Raw genomic sequence first — 15,383 nt, forward strand, 5'->3', positions numbered from 1 at the left:
TCGAGTGAGAGAGTGAAATGACCGGAGATTCTAGCCGCTGGAACTGGATTAAGTAAAAAGCGTAAGCAGCTTGTTCAGAATGGGAGGGGGATGGAGCTTCTGACGAAGAGGCGCTTTTTGCCTCGCAGGAAGAAGTGAAGCCACCGACCATTCTAGCTGCTGAAGCTGGATTAAATAAAAAGTGCAAGCGGCTCGCTCAGAAAGGTTAAAATGGTCGACTTTTCTAACTATCGGAGCTGGAACTAAATTAAATAAGAAGCGAAGACAAATTTTCTTGTCTTCGCTTCTTGTATTTGTGTTCCAACGTATTGATTAAAACTAGATAAAAGGGTTACAATAGTGAATATTACCCTACTTGAACTTATTGCCTTTCATTATTAATTATTTGCCTTCCGTATTTTTTCCCTTTACCCATGAAAAAAGAGAATAACGTTAAAGTGTGGTGTCTGAATGAATTTGTCAATTGCAGCATTAGAAAACATGAAATTAAAAGAGTTATACGAGCTTGCGAAAGAATTTAAGATTTCGTATTATAGCAAGTTAACGAAAAAAGAGTTAATTTTTTCCATTTTGAAAGCTCGAGCAGAAAAAGAAGGTTTCTTTTTCATGGAAGGCGTATTAGAAATTATTCAATCAGAAGGATTTGGATTCCTACGTCCTATCAACTATTCTCCAAGCTCAGAAGATATTTATATCTCAGCTTCGCAAATTCGTCGTTTCGATTTACGTAATGGAGACAAGGTTTCTGGTAAAGTACGACCTCCGAAAGAAAATGAACGCTATTTTGGGTTATTACAAGTTGAAGCTGTAAACGGAGATGATCCAGATTCAGCAAAAGAGCGTGTGCATTTCCCTGCATTAACACCATTATACCCAGATCGCCAAATGAAATTGGAAACGGAACCGAAAAAGTTACCGACACGCATCATGGATTTAATCGCACCAGTTGGATTTGGACAACGTGGTTTAATTGTTGCGCCTCCAAAGGCTGGTAAAACAAGTCTATTAAAAGAAATCGCGCATAGTGTTACAACAAATCATCCGGAAGCAGAATTAATTGTACTTTTAATTGATGAGCGTCCAGAGGAAGTAACAGACATTGAACGTTCTGTTAAAGGAGATGTTGTAAGTTCTACTTTTGATGAAGTACCAGAAAATCATATTAAAGTAGCTGAGCTTGTGTTAGAACGTGCGATGCGTCTTGTAGAGCACAAGAAAGATGTTATCATTTTAATGGATAGTATTACCCGTTTAGCTCGAGCTTACAACCTCGTTATTCCACCAAGTGGTAGAACATTATCAGGTGGTATCGATCCAGCTGCCTTCCATAGACCGAAGCGTTTCTTTGGAGCTGCGCGTAATATTGAAGAAGGCGGTAGCTTAACAATTTTAGCAACAGCCCTTGTTGATACAGGATCCCGTATGGACGATGTTATTTACGAGGAATTTAAAGGAACTGGAAATATGGAACTTCACTTAGATCGTTCATTAGCTGAACGTCGTATCTTCCCGGCGATCGATATTCGCCGTTCTGGTACACGTAAAGAAGATCTATTAATTCCAAAAGAACATTTAGACAAGTTATGGGGCATTCGTAAAACAATGCGTGATACACCAGACTTCGTTGAAAGTTTCTTACGTAAGCTTCGTCAAACTAAGACAAATGAAGAGTTTTTACAAAACATTGTTGCAGACTCAAAAAGGTATGTAACAACTAAGTAAAGGGAAAAATCAGGACTCGCTTATTTTATAGTAAGCGAGTTTTTTATGCTGTTTAGGTGATATTAAAGAGAGAGATAAGTGAGAGAACCTTAGCCAGTCAGAGCTAAACGAGCCGTCTCCACTTTAAGATAATATCCAGCTCCAGCGGCTAGAATGGTCGGTGGCTTCGCGTCTTCCTACGAGGTAAAAAGCACCTCTACGTCAGAAGCTCCATCCCCCCTCCCATTCTGAACGAGCCGCGTGCGCTTTAAGGTGATATCGAGCTCCAGCGGCTAAAATCTCCGGTCATTTTGCTCTCTCGCATGAAGCAAAAAGCGCTTCAGGGTCGAGAGCTCCAATGCCCTGCGATTTTGAACGAGCCGTCTCCACTTTAAGATAATATCGAGCTCCAGCGGCTAGAATCTCCGGTCATTTCACTCTCTCGCTCGAAGCAAAAAGCGCTTCAAGGTCGAGAGTTCCAATGCCCTGCGATTTTGAACGAGCCGCTTCTGCTTTTAAATGATATCCAGTTCCGGTGGCTAGCTCTTCGCATCTAAGAACCTTCCGCCCGAAAGGTAAAAAGCACCTTTAGGGCGAAAGAACCTTAACTGGTCAGAGCTGAGCGAGCCACCTCCACTTTAAATTTAATATCCAGCTCCAGCGGCTAGAATGGTCGGTGGCTTCGCGTCTTCCTACGAGGCAAAAAGCGCCTCTACGTCAGAAGCTCCATCCCCCTCCCATTCTGAACGAGCCGCGTGCGCTTTTAAAATTAAAAAGACAAAAACAGGTAGTTGCAAAATGAAGTTAGCCTTGTTATAATTTCATCATATGTGTTTCATCAATATAGTTGTGTATGCAGCTGAAGATGAAAAACTCTGTTTCGAAAATGATTCAGGGCGGAAGGAGATGAAAAGAATGAAAGCAGGAATTCACCCAGATTACAAGAAAGTTGTATTCATGGACACAAACACAGGCTTCAAATTCTTAAGCGGATCTACTAAAGGATCTAACGAAACTGTTGAGTGGGAAGATGGTAACACTTATCCATTACTAAAAGTTGAGATCAGTTCTGATTCTCACCCATTCTACACTGGACGTCAGAAGTTTGCTACTGCAGACGGACGCGTTGACCGCTTCAATAAGAAATACGGTCTTAAGTAATAAAAACATAAAACAGGCAAGTGTATGTATTCGCTTGTCTGTTTTTTTTGCGAAAATATTATACCTTTACCCTACTTTTAACTGAAAAGTAGATGAAAGGAGAGCTTCATGTACTTAATAAATCAAAATGGCTGGATTGAAGTGATTTGCGGTAGTATGTTTTCTGGCAAGTCAGAAGAGCTAATCCGCCGTGTGCGCCGTACGCAATTTGCAAAACAACATGCAATTGTATTTAAACCATGTATTGATAATCGATATAGTGAAGAAGATGTAGTATCACATAACGGATTAAAGGTAAAAGCAGTTCCTGTTTCAGCTTCAAAGGATATATTTGAACATATTACAGAAGAGCTGGATGTTATTGCAATCGATGAGGTGCAATTTTTTGATGGGGACATTGTGGAAGTGGTGCAAGTATTGGCAAATCGTGGCTATCGTGTCATTGTAGCTGGTTTAGACCAAGATTTCCGTGGTCTACCATTTGGACAAGTTCCTCAGCTGATGGCGATTGCTGAACATGTGACAAAACTACAAGCAGTATGTTCTGTATGTGGATCTCCAGCAAGTCGTACACAACGATTAATTGATGGAGAACCAGCGGCATTTGATGATCCAATTATTTTAGTTGGAGCTTCAGAATCGTATGAACCGCGTTGTCGTCATTGTCATGCAGTACCTGCAAACAAAGATAAGTAAAACTCGCTGCGCAAGGCGGGTTTTTTTCAAAATAGAGAGAATGAGCGGTGTGAGCTGAAAGAGCCACCGCTACTTTTAAATATATTATCTAGCTTCAGCGGCTAGAATCTCCGGCCATTTCACTCTCTCGCTTGAAGCAAAAAGCGCTTCAAGGTCGAGAGTTCCAATGGCCTGCGATTCTGAGCAAGCCGCCTACGCTTTTAAATATAATTTGCGTTTTTTTGAGTAAGTACCATATACTATTTGTATTAGATACTAGGATGTAGAGGTGAATGATGTGTTAGATCGTTTGCAAGCTGTAGAAAATCGTTATGAGAAGTTAAATGAGTTGTTAAGTGATCCAGCGATTATTAGTGATTCAAATAAGCTTCGTGAATATTCAAAGGAACAGTCTGATATACAGGAAACGGTAGAGGTGTATCGTGAGTATAAGGATGTTCGTGAGCAATTAAAAGATGCGAAAGCAATGTTAGAAGATAAGTTAGACGCAGAAATGCGTGAAATGGTAAAAGAAGAAGTTTCTGAGTTAGAATCACAAGATAAAACATTATCAGAGCGTCTGAAAATTTTACTTGTTCCAAAAGACCCTAATGATGATAAGAACGTTATCGTTGAGGTTCGTGGAGCTGCTGGTGGAGATGAGGCAGCTTTATTTGCTGGTGACTTATACCGTATGTATAGCCGTTACGCTGAGGTACAGGGCTGGAAAACGGAGATTATTGAGGCTAGCTATACAGAGTTAGGTGGATATAAAGAGATTATCTTTATGATTAATGGTAAAGGTGCTTTCGCGAAGCTGAAATTCGAGAATGGTGCTCACCGTGTACAACGTGTTCCTGAAACGGAATCTGGTGGACGTATTCATACATCTACAGCAACTGTAGCTGTATTACCAGAGGCAGAAGAAGTAGAAATTGATATTCATGAGAAAGATGTTCGTGTTGATACATTCGCTTCTAGTGGACCTGGTGGACAGAGCGTTAATACAACGATGTCAGCGGTGCGTTTAACGCATTTACCGACTGGTGTAGTTGTATCTTGTCAGGATGAGAAATCACAGATCAAGAATAAAGAAAAAGCGATGAAAGTATTACGCGCACGTGTTTATGATAAGTTTAGACAAGAAGCGCAAGCTGAGTATGATCAAAACCGTAAACAAGCTGTTGGTACGGGAGATCGTTCAGAGCGTATTCGTACGTATAACTTCCCGCAAAACCGTGTTACAGACCATCGAATCGGTTTAACGATTCAAAAGCTAGATCAAATCTTACAAGGTAAGTTAGATGATTTCATCAATGCCTTAGTGATGGAAGATCAGGCTCAAAAGATGGAGGCAGCTGAGTAATGCGTGTCTATGAAGCCCTGAAATGGGCTTCTTCTTTTTTACAGGAAAATGGACGAGATGAAAATGCGGGAGAAATTGTCCTTTGTCATGTATTAAAGGTGAACAGAACAGGATTACTTATGAATATGCGTGAAGAAATAACTGAGGATCAAGAGAAAAGCTTTACGGAGTTTATCCACAAGCATGTAGAAGGTATTCCTATTCAATATATGATTGGTTATGAAATGTTTTATGGACGGTCTTTCTTTGTGAATGAAGAAGTATTAATACCAAGACCGGAAACAGAAGAGCTTATAGTGGGAGTATTAGAAAGAATCGAGCGCCATTTTGGTGATGAGAAACTACATGTAGCAGATATAGGTACAGGTAGTGGAGCGATTTCTATTACGCTTGCTTTAGAAAATGAAAATCTTCATGTTTATACAGTAGATATTGCACAAGAGTCGATTGAAGTTGCAAAAGAAAATGCAAAAGCTTTAGGTGCAGAAGTAACGTTCTATCACGGTGATTTATTGTCACCATTTCATAAAACGGGTCAAAAGCTAGATGTTGTTGTTTCAAATCCTCCATATATACCGGAAGAGGATTGGCGTGGTCTTTCTCCTGTTGTGAAAGAGCATGAGCCGAAGAGAGCACTTGTTGGTGGTGAAGATGGATTAGATTTCTATCGCCGTTTTATGGAAGAATTGCCGAATGTGTTGCAGAAGAAAGCGATTGTGGCGTTTGAAATTGGAGTAGGACAAGGTGAGGATGTAAAAAGATTGTTACAACAAGCTTTTCCACATGCTCATGTTGAGGTTGTTTTCGATATTAACGGAAAAGATCGTATGGTATTTGCAGAGATGGAGTAAGGTTCACACCTTACTCTATTTTTTTGTGGAAAAATTCATATAGATTTTGAATTTAATAGTTTAGAAAGATGAAAGTCTGTCCACACTGTTTGTAGAAGGGACGGTGGAGGAAATGAAAAAACAAGTTATTGCTTATCTTCTTATACTATTAATTGGTGCACAGTTACTTGTGCAGTTTGGATATATGAAAGCTGATGCGAAAGGGCCTTCAGTTATTCCGAAAGAGGCCGTTCGATTAAGAATTTTAGCAAATAGTGATTCAGATAAAGACCAGGCATTAAAGCGTAAAGTGCGTGATGAAGTAAAAGCACAAATTGATGGATGGGTAGCGGATTTAACTTCATTTGAAGAGGCACGCAAAGTAATTCAAAGTCATATTCCAGAAATCGAGGAAACGGTGGAAAATACGTTAAAAAGAGAAGGAAGTAAAGATTCATTTCAAGTGAAATTTAGTAAGAATGTAAAGTTTCCTACAAAGGTATATGGGAATTTTATTTATCCAGCAGGAGAATATGAAGCAGTATTAATCACAATTGGAGAAGGTGAAGGGGCGAACTGGTGGTGTGTATTATTTCCACCAATGTGTTTCTTAGATTTTTCGAGCGGGACAGCTGTAAGAAAAGAAGAGCACGTTGTGAAGGCGGAATCTCCTGAAGAGGAGCAGGTGAAACAACTAGATGAGGAAGTAATAGATAAAGAAGAGAAGAAAGTAGATAAGGTAAAAGAAACGAAAGCTGTAAAGCAGGAAGTAGTAAAAAAAGTAACAGCTTCTGAAAAGAAAGTAGTAAAAAATGAAACAAAAGTCGAAGAGCAGCCTGTAAGTAAAGAAGAAATAAAAACTGTGGAAAAAGTGGAGAAACCTGTGGAGAAAAAACAAGAAAAACAAAATGAGTATGTAAAAGTAGAAGAGGAAGAAGAAAAGCCAGAAGTTAAATTGTTTATTGTAGAGGCCTTTACATCTTTATTCTCTAAATAGTACTATTAATAAATCCCTCTTCATATATAAAAATGAGGAGGGATTTATTATGAAGAAAGTGTATTTTGCTACGAAAGCAGATGTGGAAAGATTACATTCTTTTTTCGGACAAGCTAATAAAAAAGATGATAAAATAAATGAGTTGTACGCACAATTTATGATTTTGGAAGAAGCGGAAGAAATACGAGCTGTAATTGGTTATGAACAAAGTGGGGAAGATGTGCTTATTCGTTCTTGTTTATTCACACCTCATGTGGATAAACAGACTTTCTTATATTTTTTTGAAATGTTTTTGCAGTATATGAAAGAAAAAAGTGTTCAACAATTGTACTTACTAACAAATCATCCACAATCTGTACCGATCTTTCAGTTTTTTGACTTTTTTACTATAGAAAAGGATGAGGTTCCAGAGGGAATTCAACAGCTAGAACATTTTTGTAAAAATATAAAAGAGCAGAATGCAATAATACTAAATTGTCAGCTATTCACAAAGTTATCCACGGATTAATTAGGTTTATCCACATTTTGTGGATAAACCTTGTTTGTCTTTTGGATAAATCTCATAGTAAACTAAAAATAGACAAGTATTTAAGGGTAGAAAAGGACGTGGAAAAAAATGCATACAAACATGTGGGTTGTGGATAATGTTGTGGAAAGAAAAAAATATTATCCACAGTTACAAGAAGCAGCAAAATTATTAAGAGAAAATGAGGCGGTGGCTTTCCCTACGGAAACAGTATATGGGTTAGGGGCAAACGCGATGGATGATGAAGCAATCGCGAAAATTTTCGAAGCGAAAGGAAGACCGAGTGATAATCCACTCATTGTCCACATAGGTACAAAATCTCAGTTAGATGGGATTGTGAAAGAAATTCCACCAGTTGCAGAGAAGTTAATGGCGCATTTTTGGCCAGGACCATTAACAATTATTTTGCCGAGAAAAGAAGGGATTTCAGAGAAGGTGACAGCAGGACTTAATACGGTTGGAGTAAGAATGCCTGATCATCCAATTGCACTTGCTCTTATTGAAGAGGCGAATGTACCTGTTGCAGCACCAAGTGCGAATCGTTCAGGGCGTCCAAGTCCAACATTAGCTTCTCACGTATATGAAGATTTGAATGGGAAGATTGCAGGTATTGTTGATGGTGGTGCAACTGGAGTAGGCGTTGAATCAACTGTAATTGATTGTACAAGCGCGATTCCAACAATATTACGTCCAGGTGGGATTACGAAAGAACAATTAGAAGCGGTGATAGGTACTGTTTCTTTAGATCCAGCTTTAAAGGATGAGAAGGAAAAACCGAAATCGCCTGGAATGAAATACACACATTATGCCCCGAAAGCACCACTTAGTATTGTTGAGGGCTCACGTGAGTTTATTCAGCATCTTGTGGATGAGAAAAAGGAAGAAGGATTTAAAGTAGGCGTATTAACGACAGAAGAGTATCAGCATGTATATAGTGCAGATGTTATATTATCTTGTGGTGTTAGAAGTGACTTAGCTAGTGTTGCGACTAAATTATATGATGTACTTAGAACATTTGATGCAAGTGAAGTGGATGTTATTTTTAGTGAGTCATTCCCTAATGAAGGAATAGGAAATGCAATTATGAATCGTTTAACAAAAGCGGCAGGACATCATATTATTATTGAATGATAAGGTAAGATTAGCAAACAGAATATTTCTCCTTGGATAAGCATATTGTGAAGTAGCACGTCCAAGGAGGGGCATGAATGACGTTTGAACAGCTAATACCTTTAATAATTATGGCATTCGCCTTAGGGATGGATGCGTTCTCGGTGAGTCTTGGTATGGGGATGATACCCCTAAAGTTAAGACAAATCCTGTATATTGGTATGACGATAGGGATATTTCATATTATTATGCCGTTTATAGGAATGGTACTAGGTCGTTTTTTATCAGAGAAGTATGGAGATATCGCACATTTTGCGGGTGCTATTTTATTAATCGGACTAGGGTTTTATATCGTATATTCGAGCATTTTACAAAATGAAGAGACTAGAACAGCCCCTATTGGAATTAGTTTATTCGTATTTGCATTTGGCGTCAGTATAGATAGTTTCTCAGTAGGACTTAGTCTTGGTATTTATGGGGCACAAACAATTATTACGATTTTACTTTTTGGATTTGTTAGCATGTTATTAGCGTGGATGGGTTTATTAATCGGGAGACATGCGAAAGATATGCTCGGTACATATGGTGAGATAGTAGGGGGTATCATTTTAGTTGGGTTTGGATTATATATCCTTTTTCCTATATAATTTTATGTAGGAGGGAATTATGAACAAGCTATTGGAATGGTATGTTAAATTTTTAACCTTCTATCCTCGATGGCTAAGAAGGCTTATAATTTGGGGTATTATTTTGCAAATTTCGATGTTAGGTTGGATTAAGTTAATTCGTGAATGGTGAGATAGTTCCTTTCTGTGAATATTTTGTTTGTACTATATTTATTGCGCTAAAAATTACAGATATAGAAAGGATGAGATGAATGACGAGATTGAAGCAAGTTTTTGGTATTATTATTAGTTTTTTTGTTTTTTGGTTTAGTATGCTCGGTGTACAAATGTTTGCTGAGTTTTTAGATATTGAGTCATTGAAATTTGTTGCGGGAAAGACTGAGGCGGCGCGTGCCTTTTACTCTCCGTACCCGTTTTTAATTGTTTTTCTTATTACATTGCTTTCCCTATACTTCTTCGTAATTAAGCTAGGGAAGCCGAAAAAAGAGAAAATGCCTACTTTAGAGGAAAAGAAGGAAGAATTACAATGAGAAAATCCCCTGCTAAAAAGCAGGGGATTTTATATTTGAGTGATGGGAGGAATCTAGCCGTCTTGCTTTTAAATATATCCAGCTCCAACGGCTAGAATGGTCGGTGGCTTCGCGTCTTCCTGCGAGGCAAAAAGCGCCTCTACGTCAGAAGCTCCATCCCCCTCTCATTCTGAGCGAGCCGCTTCCGCTTTTAGATATTATCCAGTTCCAGTGGCCAGCTCTTCGCATCTAAGAACCTCCCGCACGAAAGGTAAAAAGCACCTTTTGTGCGAGAGAACCTTAGCTGGTCAGAGCTAAACGGGCCACTTCCACTTTTAGATATTATCCAGCTTCAGCGGCTAGAATCTCCGGTCATTTCGCTCTCTCGCATGAAGCAAAAAGCGCTTCAAGGTCGAGAGCTTGAAGTGTCCTGCGATTCTGAACGAGCCGCTTCCGCTTTTAGATTGGCCTAACCAATTCAAATTGTTCTCCTAATTTTGCATAGTTGTGTCCTGCTAGGCGGCTTATTGGTTTGAGTCCTTCGGCGTGAATGCGCCCTTTTTCATATAGATGTTCGGCAACGTGGAAACGAACGACGCGTCCAATTAGTAGATCACAAGCTGGTGAGTCTTCCGTTCCGCCAAGTGGAATTGCACGTTCTAATACGCATTCCATTCGAATATTTGCTTCTTTTACACCTGGAACAGAGATGACTTCACTTTCGATTGGTGTTAGTTTTGCTAGTTCAATTTCACTTTCATTTGGCGGGAGGTTAGCTGCTGTTTCGTTAATTGCTGCTACATATGATTCGTCAGAAATATGTACGACAAATTCTCCTTTTTCAATTGCGTTTCGGGAAGTGTCCTTTCTTTCTCCGGCTTTTCGTTGTACAGATACTGAGATAAGTGGTGGATTAGCAGCGACAATATTGAAATAACTATATGGTGCTCCGTTTAGTACGTCTTCTTTTGTTACAGAAGTAACGAATGCGACAGGACGAGGGATGATACTTCCAGTAAGTAATTTGTAATTATCTTTTTCAGTTTGTTCATTTGGATTAATGGATAACATGCTTGTAATCCCCTTTCTAAATATGAATACTTATTGTTTGTTTACAAGATAACGATGAGAAAATCCTGCTGGAAATAATATTTTGTTTCATAAAAAGAACTTACTTCAATTGAAGTAAGTTCTTTTTTCAAGAATCTCAAATTTGAGATAAAAATTAAAGTAAAACGTATGCCCCAGGTCCGATTAAAGCTACACCAACAGCAACAGCGATTAACATTAAGTTATATTCATATCCGTTTTGTGTTACCCAGTAACCATTTTTTCCGTGAACAGTGAAGATAGCCATTAACATTGTTCCAACGATAAATAATGAACCAACTACAATGAAAATACCTGATGCGAATAAGAAACCACCTAGTAATTCAGTTGCGCCAGCCATAAATGCCATAAATACACCAGGACGTAAACCGATTGACTCCATCCAGCCACCTGTTCCTTTTAAACCGTAACCGCCGAACCAACCAAATAATTTTTGAGCACCATGACCCATGAATGTAATTCCTATAATAAGACGAATAATAAGTAGACCGAAATCCATCATTTTTAAAAACCTCCTAAAAGTTATTAACTTACCTTACGTAAGCAATGATAAAATAGTTACTTACTTTAGTCAAGTGGATTTTGAAAAAAGTTTGAATTAAATTTTACAAATTAACAACAAAAAATAAAATGTAGTAAAGACCTCTAGACAAGTTGGGCAAAAAAAGAGAAAATATAAATAGAAGTTAACTTCTATTTGTTATTCAGACAATCAGAATTGACTGGAATTTTGTGAAGCGCTACAATAAGAGTCTATTAGTAATGACGTAATTTATTTCGAAAGCGTTTTTACAGTATAATATTCGAAGTATGAAGTCTTACATGTATCCCGAGCTTTACTAGGGATTGCCCTATAAACTTTTAGGTAAATTATAAGGAGGACTATCCTATGTTTAAAAAATTATTCGGTCTTGGTTCAAAAACAAATGAAGAAACAATCGTAGCTCCATTAACTGGAGCAGTGAAAAATATTGAAGAAGTACCAGATCCAGTATTTGCTGGTCGTATGATGGGTGACGGTGTTGCAATCGATCCTACTGAAGGTGTAGTTGTATCTCCAGTTGATGGTGAAATCGTACAATTATTCCACACAAAACATGCTATCGGAATTAAAGCGAAAAACGGTACAGAAATTTTAATCCACGTTGGATTAGAAACTGTAAAAATGGAAGGCGAAGGTTTCGAAGCTCACGTTTCTGAAGGCCAAGCTGTAAAAGCTGGAGATAAATTAATCTCATTCGACTTAGAATTAATCCGTGAAAAAGCGAAAAGCACAATTACTCCAATTGTTATTACAAACACAGATGCAGCTGAGTCTATTAAGACAACTGTAGGCGTAGCAGCTACAAAAGGTTCAACAGAAGTAATGAAAGTTACAATGAAATAATTGCAATATAAGAGGAATCCGTTTCGTATGAAATGGATTCCTTATTTTTGTTGCATGTTCAGCATGTATGTTAAAATACTCTAGGCACTTGGAAATAGGGTTTCACATATATGTGGATAAGGCGCATTTTTCTTAGAAAAAATATAAGAGAAATGCGCCTTTTGTATATTCACATTTCTTTTGTTCTATTCTAATGTAAGTTATGATGAATGGTAAGAACTCGAATATAGGGGTGGGTTTGAATGAAACGAGTGTTATTTGTTTGTACTGGCAATACATGTCGTAGTCCAATGGCTGAGGCGTTGCTTCGTCATCACGGAGGAGATAAGTTTGAAGTGCAATCTGCTGGTGTTTTCGCCTATCCTGGGAGCGATGCATCGGTACATGCGAAGGAAGCTTTAGCTGAAAAAGGAATTTTAATTGATCATGCGGCGCAGCAAGTAAATGAAACTTTGCTTGATTGGGCTGATATTGTCGTAACGATGACAGAAAACCATAAGCAAATTGTACTTGGGCATTATCCGAGCGTTGAAAAGAAATTAAATACGTTATATGGATTAACTGAAGGTATAGGCAAGGACATTTCAGATCCATTTGGAGGCTCGCTTTCTATTTATAAAGAAACGTTAGATGAGATGGAAAAACTTGTACAAACTTTACTGAAAAAACATTCAGTAGGTTGATGTTTCGTGTATAATACGATATTGGAGATCACTTCTTCCTATGTGAGGTAGCGAGTGTGAAATGAAGATAATTGATTGAAAATTTGGAGGGGTAAAAATGAAAGTAGTAATAGCATCTGATCACGGCGGTATGAATATCCGCAAAGAACTTGTAAGTTTATTAGAAGAGTTAAATATTGAATATATTGATTTAGGTTGTGAATGTGAAGCTGGTTCTGTTGATTACCCTGACTTTGCGTTTCCAGCAGCTGAAATGGTAGCGAATGGTGAAGTGGATCGTGGTATTTTAGTTTGTGGGACAGGCATTGGTATGTCAATCGCAGCAAACAAAGTAAATGGTATCCGTTGTGCGTTAGTTCATGATACTTTCAGCGCGAAAGCAACGAGAGAGCATAATGACACTAACATGCTAGCGATGGGCGAGCGTGTAATTGGTGCTGGTCTAGCGCGTGATATCGCGAAAATCTGGTTAACAACTGACTATGAAGGTGGTCGTCACGAAAACCGCGTAGGAAAAATTAAAACATACGAAACAAAGTAATAGATTCTAACTATCAGTAGTGTGAAATATAATTTGGTGAACCAACCTGTGAAAGGAAGAGGCGTAATGACAGAAATCGTAAAGGTAAGAGAACAGCTACAAATGTCGCTTTCTGATTTCCAAGAACAAGCTTCATTACAAAGCGGTCAAATTTTTGTAGTGGGTTGTAGCACGAGCGAAGTGCTAGGCGAAAGAATTGGAACATCAGGAACGATGGAAGTAGCAGAGGCGATTTTCTCTGAGTTAAAACAATTTCAAGAGCAAACAGGTATTGAATTAGCGTTTCAATGTTGTGAGCATTTAAACCGTGCTTTAGTAGTTGAGAGAGAAGTAGCGATAAAATATCAATTTGAAATTGTAACAGTTACGCCTGTTAGATCAGCAGGTGGTGCATTGGGGACATACGCGTATCACAATTTGAAAGATCCGGTAGTAGTTGAGTTTATTAAAGCTGATGCAGGAATGGATATTGGTGATACATTTATCGGTATGCATTTAAAGCATGTAGCTGTTCCGGTTCGTACAAGTGTGAAGGCAATTGGAAGTGCGCATGTAACGATGGCCAAAACACGTGGAAAACTAATTGGTGGAGCGCGTGCTGTCTATGCGGCAGTGGAAGAGACTACCACTTGCCGTTAAATATGAGAAATTAGGAAGTCATATAGTAACTGTTTATCATAAGATAAAAGGTATGTTGTCTGACTTTATAATAGAAGAAAGAAAAGACCGATTTTCGGTCTTTTTTTTCTTTTATGATATAGAAAGTCATGTTAGAATGTAGTTGAAAACATGAAGGTTCGAAAGAATTACAACCTGAATTTTCGTTTTTTCTGAATAAATAAGAAAAAACTGTTGGGAATCGATGTAATTCGTTCAGAAAAGGGGGATTTTGGTGGATCATTTAAAACGTCAAGATGAAAAGGTATTTGCTGCAATTGAGGCAGAACTAGGAAGACAGCGTTCAAAGATTGAGTTAATTGCTTCGGAAAACTTCGTAAGTGAAGCAGTAATGGAGGCACAAGGTTCTGTTTTAACGAATAAGTATGCTGAAGGATATCCTGGAAAACGTTACTATGGTGGCTGTGAACACGTAGACGTAGTAGAAGATATCGCACGTGATCGCGTGAAAGAAATTTTCGGCGCAGAGCACGTAAATGTTCAACCACACTCTGGTGCACAAGCGAACATGGCAGTATACTTTACGATTTTAGAGCAAGGCGATACAGTACTTGGTATGAACTTATCTCATGGTGGTCACTTAACACACGGAAGCCCTGTTAACTTCAGTGGAGTACAATATAATTTCGTAGAATATGGCGTGGATGCTGACTCTCACCGTATTAATTACGATGATGTATTAGCAAAAGCGAAAGAACATAAACCAAAATTAATCGTTGCAGGTGCAAGTGCATACCCTCGTGTTATCGATTTCAAGCGATTCCGTGAGATTGCAGATGAAGTGGGCGCTTATTTAATGGTTGATATGGCACATATCGCTGGTTTAGTAGCTGCTGGTTTACACCCAAATCCAGTACCACATGCACATTTCGTTACAACGACAACACATAAAACGTTACGTGGTCCGCGTGGTGGTATGATTTTATGTGAAGAGCAATTTGCAAAACAAATTGATAAATCAATCTTCCCTGGTATTCAAGGTGGTCCACTTATGCACGTAATCGCTGCAAAAGCTGTTGCATTTGGTGAAGCACTTCAAGATGATTTCAAAACATATGCACAAAATATCATTAACAATGCGAACCGCTTAGCTGAAGGTCTTCAAAAAGAAGGACTTACACTTGTTTCTGGCGGAACAGACAATCACTTAATCTTGATTGATGTTCGTAACTTAGAAATCACAGGTAAAGTAGCAGAGCACGTATTAGATGAAGTTGGTATTACAGTGAACAAAAATACAATTCCATTTGAAACAGCAAGCCCATTTGTAACAAGTGGTGTACGTATCGGTACAGCAGCTGTAACATCTCGTGGTTTCGGTTTAGAAGAAATGGATGAAATTGCGTCACTTATTGCTTATACATTAAAAAATCATGAAAATGAAGTTGCATTAGAAGAAGTACGTAAGCGTGTAGAAGCGTTAACTAGCAAATTCACAATGTATCCAAATCTATAATAGATTGAAGAAGACTGCCGAGACTTA

Annotated in this window: 18 protein-coding genes; 16 read left to right on the forward strand and 2 right to left on the reverse strand. The window is 38.4% G+C overall.

Annotated elements, in window-relative coordinates; translation table 11 throughout:
• Positions 1-450 precede the first annotated feature (450 nt).
• The 11 genes from rho to ACTFRY_RS23980 all read left to right on the forward strand — a co-directional run bounded on the left by rho (position 451) and on the right by ACTFRY_RS23980 (position 9,522).
• Positions 451-1,722: a transcription termination factor Rho gene (gene rho, locus ACTFRY_RS23930; protein ID WP_001053903.1), complete on the forward strand. Its 1,272-nt coding sequence runs from the start codon at positions 451-453 to the stop codon at positions 1,720-1,722.
• 894 nt (positions 1,723-2,616) lie between these two features.
• Positions 2,617-2,862 (forward strand): type B 50S ribosomal protein L31, encoded by a 246-nt coding sequence (locus ACTFRY_RS23935; protein ID WP_000643433.1) that lies wholly within the window; start codon positions 2,617-2,619, stop codon positions 2,860-2,862.
• Positions 2,863-2,970: 108 nt separating this feature from the next.
• Positions 2,971-3,558: a thymidine kinase gene (locus tag ACTFRY_RS23940; RefSeq protein WP_000280859.1), complete on the forward strand. Its 588-nt coding sequence runs from the start codon at positions 2,971-2,973 to the stop codon at positions 3,556-3,558.
• Positions 3,559-3,835: 277 nt separating this feature from the next.
• The gene (prfA, locus tag ACTFRY_RS23945; protein WP_000887064.1) at positions 3,836-4,903 is read left to right on the forward strand and encodes a peptide chain release factor 1; all 1,068 of its coding nucleotides are present in this window, start codon (positions 3,836-3,838) and stop codon (positions 4,901-4,903) included.
• Positions 4,903-5,754, forward strand: coding sequence for a peptide chain release factor N(5)-glutamine methyltransferase (gene prmC, locus ACTFRY_RS23950; protein WP_001267055.1), 852 nt, complete (start codon positions 4,903-4,905; stop codon positions 5,752-5,754). The genes prfA and prmC overlap by 1 nt, the downstream gene beginning before the upstream one ends.
• A 112-nt stretch (positions 5,755-5,866) precedes the next feature.
• Complete coding sequence (gene spoIIR / locus ACTFRY_RS23955) at positions 5,867-6,730, forward strand: stage II sporulation protein R (protein WP_061664293.1); 864 nt, start codon at positions 5,867-5,869, stop codon at positions 6,728-6,730.
• A 49-nt stretch (positions 6,731-6,779) separates the two neighbouring features.
• Positions 6,780-7,238 carry a mechanosensitive ion channel protein gene (locus ACTFRY_RS23960; RefSeq protein WP_000758437.1) on the forward strand — a complete coding sequence of 153 codons (459 nt, stop codon included), beginning with the start codon at positions 6,780-6,782 and terminating at the stop codon, positions 7,236-7,238.
• Between the two features lie 108 nt (positions 7,239-7,346).
• Complete coding sequence (locus ACTFRY_RS23965) at positions 7,347-8,387, forward strand: L-threonylcarbamoyladenylate synthase (RefSeq protein ID WP_061664289.1); 1,041 nt, start codon at positions 7,347-7,349, stop codon at positions 8,385-8,387.
• 77 nt (positions 8,388-8,464) lie between these two features.
• Positions 8,465-9,013, forward strand: a complete 549-nt coding sequence (locus tag ACTFRY_RS23970) for a manganese efflux pump MntP (protein ID WP_000142463.1) — start codon at positions 8,465-8,467, stop codon at positions 9,011-9,013.
• Between the two features lie 19 nt (positions 9,014-9,032).
• On the forward strand, positions 9,033-9,164 hold the full coding sequence (locus ACTFRY_RS23975; protein ID WP_001037636.1) for a hypothetical protein: 132 nt from the start codon (positions 9,033-9,035) through the stop codon (positions 9,162-9,164).
• A 79-nt stretch (positions 9,165-9,243) separates the two neighbouring features.
• Positions 9,244-9,522 carry a DUF3935 domain-containing protein gene (locus tag ACTFRY_RS23980; protein ID WP_000197472.1) on the forward strand — a complete coding sequence of 93 codons (279 nt, stop codon included), beginning with the start codon at positions 9,244-9,246 and terminating at the stop codon, positions 9,520-9,522.
• A gap of 438 nt (positions 9,523-9,960) precedes the next feature.
• Here ACTFRY_RS23980 and ACTFRY_RS23985 read toward each other — a convergent pair whose 3' ends face one another.
• Positions 9,961-10,572 (reverse strand): flavin reductase family protein, encoded by a 612-nt coding sequence (locus tag ACTFRY_RS23985; protein ID WP_098616153.1) that lies wholly within the window; start codon positions 10,570-10,572, stop codon positions 9,961-9,963.
• 154 nt (positions 10,573-10,726) lie between these two features.
• Positions 10,727-11,113 (reverse strand): DoxX family protein, encoded by a 387-nt coding sequence (locus tag ACTFRY_RS23990; protein ID WP_000968616.1) that lies wholly within the window; start codon positions 11,111-11,113, stop codon positions 10,727-10,729.
• Between the two features lie 387 nt (positions 11,114-11,500).
• Here ACTFRY_RS23990 and ACTFRY_RS23995 point away from each other — a divergent pair, with 387 nt between their 5' ends.
• The 5 genes from ACTFRY_RS23995 to glyA all read left to right on the forward strand — a co-directional run bounded on the left by ACTFRY_RS23995 (position 11,501) and on the right by glyA (position 15,356).
• On the forward strand, positions 11,501-11,998 hold the full coding sequence (locus ACTFRY_RS23995; RefSeq protein ID WP_000473665.1) for a PTS sugar transporter subunit IIA: 498 nt from the start codon (positions 11,501-11,503) through the stop codon (positions 11,996-11,998).
• A 242-nt stretch (positions 11,999-12,240) separates the two neighbouring features.
• Positions 12,241-12,681 (forward strand): low molecular weight protein arginine phosphatase, encoded by a 441-nt coding sequence (locus tag ACTFRY_RS24000; RefSeq protein WP_000832369.1) that lies wholly within the window; start codon positions 12,241-12,243, stop codon positions 12,679-12,681.
• Between the two features lie 97 nt (positions 12,682-12,778).
• On the forward strand, positions 12,779-13,222 hold the full coding sequence (rpiB, locus tag ACTFRY_RS24005) for a ribose 5-phosphate isomerase B (RefSeq protein WP_000869542.1): 444 nt from the start codon (positions 12,779-12,781) through the stop codon (positions 13,220-13,222).
• Positions 13,223-13,288: 66 nt separating this feature from the next.
• The gene (locus ACTFRY_RS24010; protein ID WP_000136376.1) at positions 13,289-13,861 is read left to right on the forward strand and encodes a TIGR01440 family protein; all 573 of its coding nucleotides are present in this window, start codon (positions 13,289-13,291) and stop codon (positions 13,859-13,861) included.
• A gap of 253 nt (positions 13,862-14,114) precedes the next feature.
• Positions 14,115-15,356: a serine hydroxymethyltransferase gene (gene glyA, locus ACTFRY_RS24015; RefSeq protein ID WP_000349809.1), complete on the forward strand. Its 1,242-nt coding sequence runs from the start codon at positions 14,115-14,117 to the stop codon at positions 15,354-15,356.
• The last annotated feature ends 27 nt before the right edge of the window (positions 15,357-15,383 follow it).

Source organism: Bacillus cereus group sp. MYBK195-1, assembly GCF_051916605.1.
GTDB classification, from domain to species: Bacteria; Bacillota; Bacilli; order Bacillales; family Bacillaceae_G; genus Bacillus_A; species Bacillus_A cereus.

Coding starts and splice junctions, on each gene's coding strand:
- rho (WP_001053903.1), top strand. CDS start 451: ATGAATTTGTCAATTGCAGCATTAGAAAACATGAAATTAAAAGAGTTA.
- ACTFRY_RS23935 (WP_000643433.1), top strand. CDS start 2,617: ATGAAAGCAGGAATTCACCCAGATTACAAGAAAGTTGTATTCATGGAC.
- ACTFRY_RS23940 (WP_000280859.1), top strand. CDS start 2,971: ATGTACTTAATAAATCAAAATGGCTGGATTGAAGTGATTTGCGGTAGT.
- prmC (WP_001267055.1), top strand. CDS start 4,903: ATGCGTGTCTATGAAGCCCTGAAATGGGCTTCTTCTTTTTTACAGGAA.
- spoIIR (WP_061664293.1), top strand. CDS start 5,867: ATGAAAAAACAAGTTATTGCTTATCTTCTTATACTATTAATTGGTGCA.
- ACTFRY_RS23960 (WP_000758437.1), top strand. CDS start 6,780: ATGAAGAAAGTGTATTTTGCTACGAAAGCAGATGTGGAAAGATTACAT.
- ACTFRY_RS23965 (WP_061664289.1), top strand. CDS start 7,347: ATGCATACAAACATGTGGGTTGTGGATAATGTTGTGGAAAGAAAAAAA.
- ACTFRY_RS23970 (WP_000142463.1), top strand. CDS start 8,465: ATGACGTTTGAACAGCTAATACCTTTAATAATTATGGCATTCGCCTTA.
- ACTFRY_RS23975 (WP_001037636.1), top strand. CDS start 9,033: ATGAACAAGCTATTGGAATGGTATGTTAAATTTTTAACCTTCTATCCT.
- ACTFRY_RS23980 (WP_000197472.1), top strand. CDS start 9,244: ATGACGAGATTGAAGCAAGTTTTTGGTATTATTATTAGTTTTTTTGTT.
- ACTFRY_RS23985 (WP_098616153.1), bottom strand. CDS start 10,572: ATGTTATCCATTAATCCAAATGAACAAACTGAAAAAGATAATTACAAA.
- ACTFRY_RS23990 (WP_000968616.1), bottom strand. CDS start 11,113: ATGATGGATTTCGGTCTACTTATTATTCGTCTTATTATAGGAATTACA.
- ACTFRY_RS23995 (WP_000473665.1), top strand. CDS start 11,501: ATGTTTAAAAAATTATTCGGTCTTGGTTCAAAAACAAATGAAGAAACA.
- ACTFRY_RS24000 (WP_000832369.1), top strand. CDS start 12,241: ATGAAACGAGTGTTATTTGTTTGTACTGGCAATACATGTCGTAGTCCA.
- rpiB (WP_000869542.1), top strand. CDS start 12,779: ATGAAAGTAGTAATAGCATCTGATCACGGCGGTATGAATATCCGCAAA.
- ACTFRY_RS24010 (WP_000136376.1), top strand. CDS start 13,289: ATGACAGAAATCGTAAAGGTAAGAGAACAGCTACAAATGTCGCTTTCT.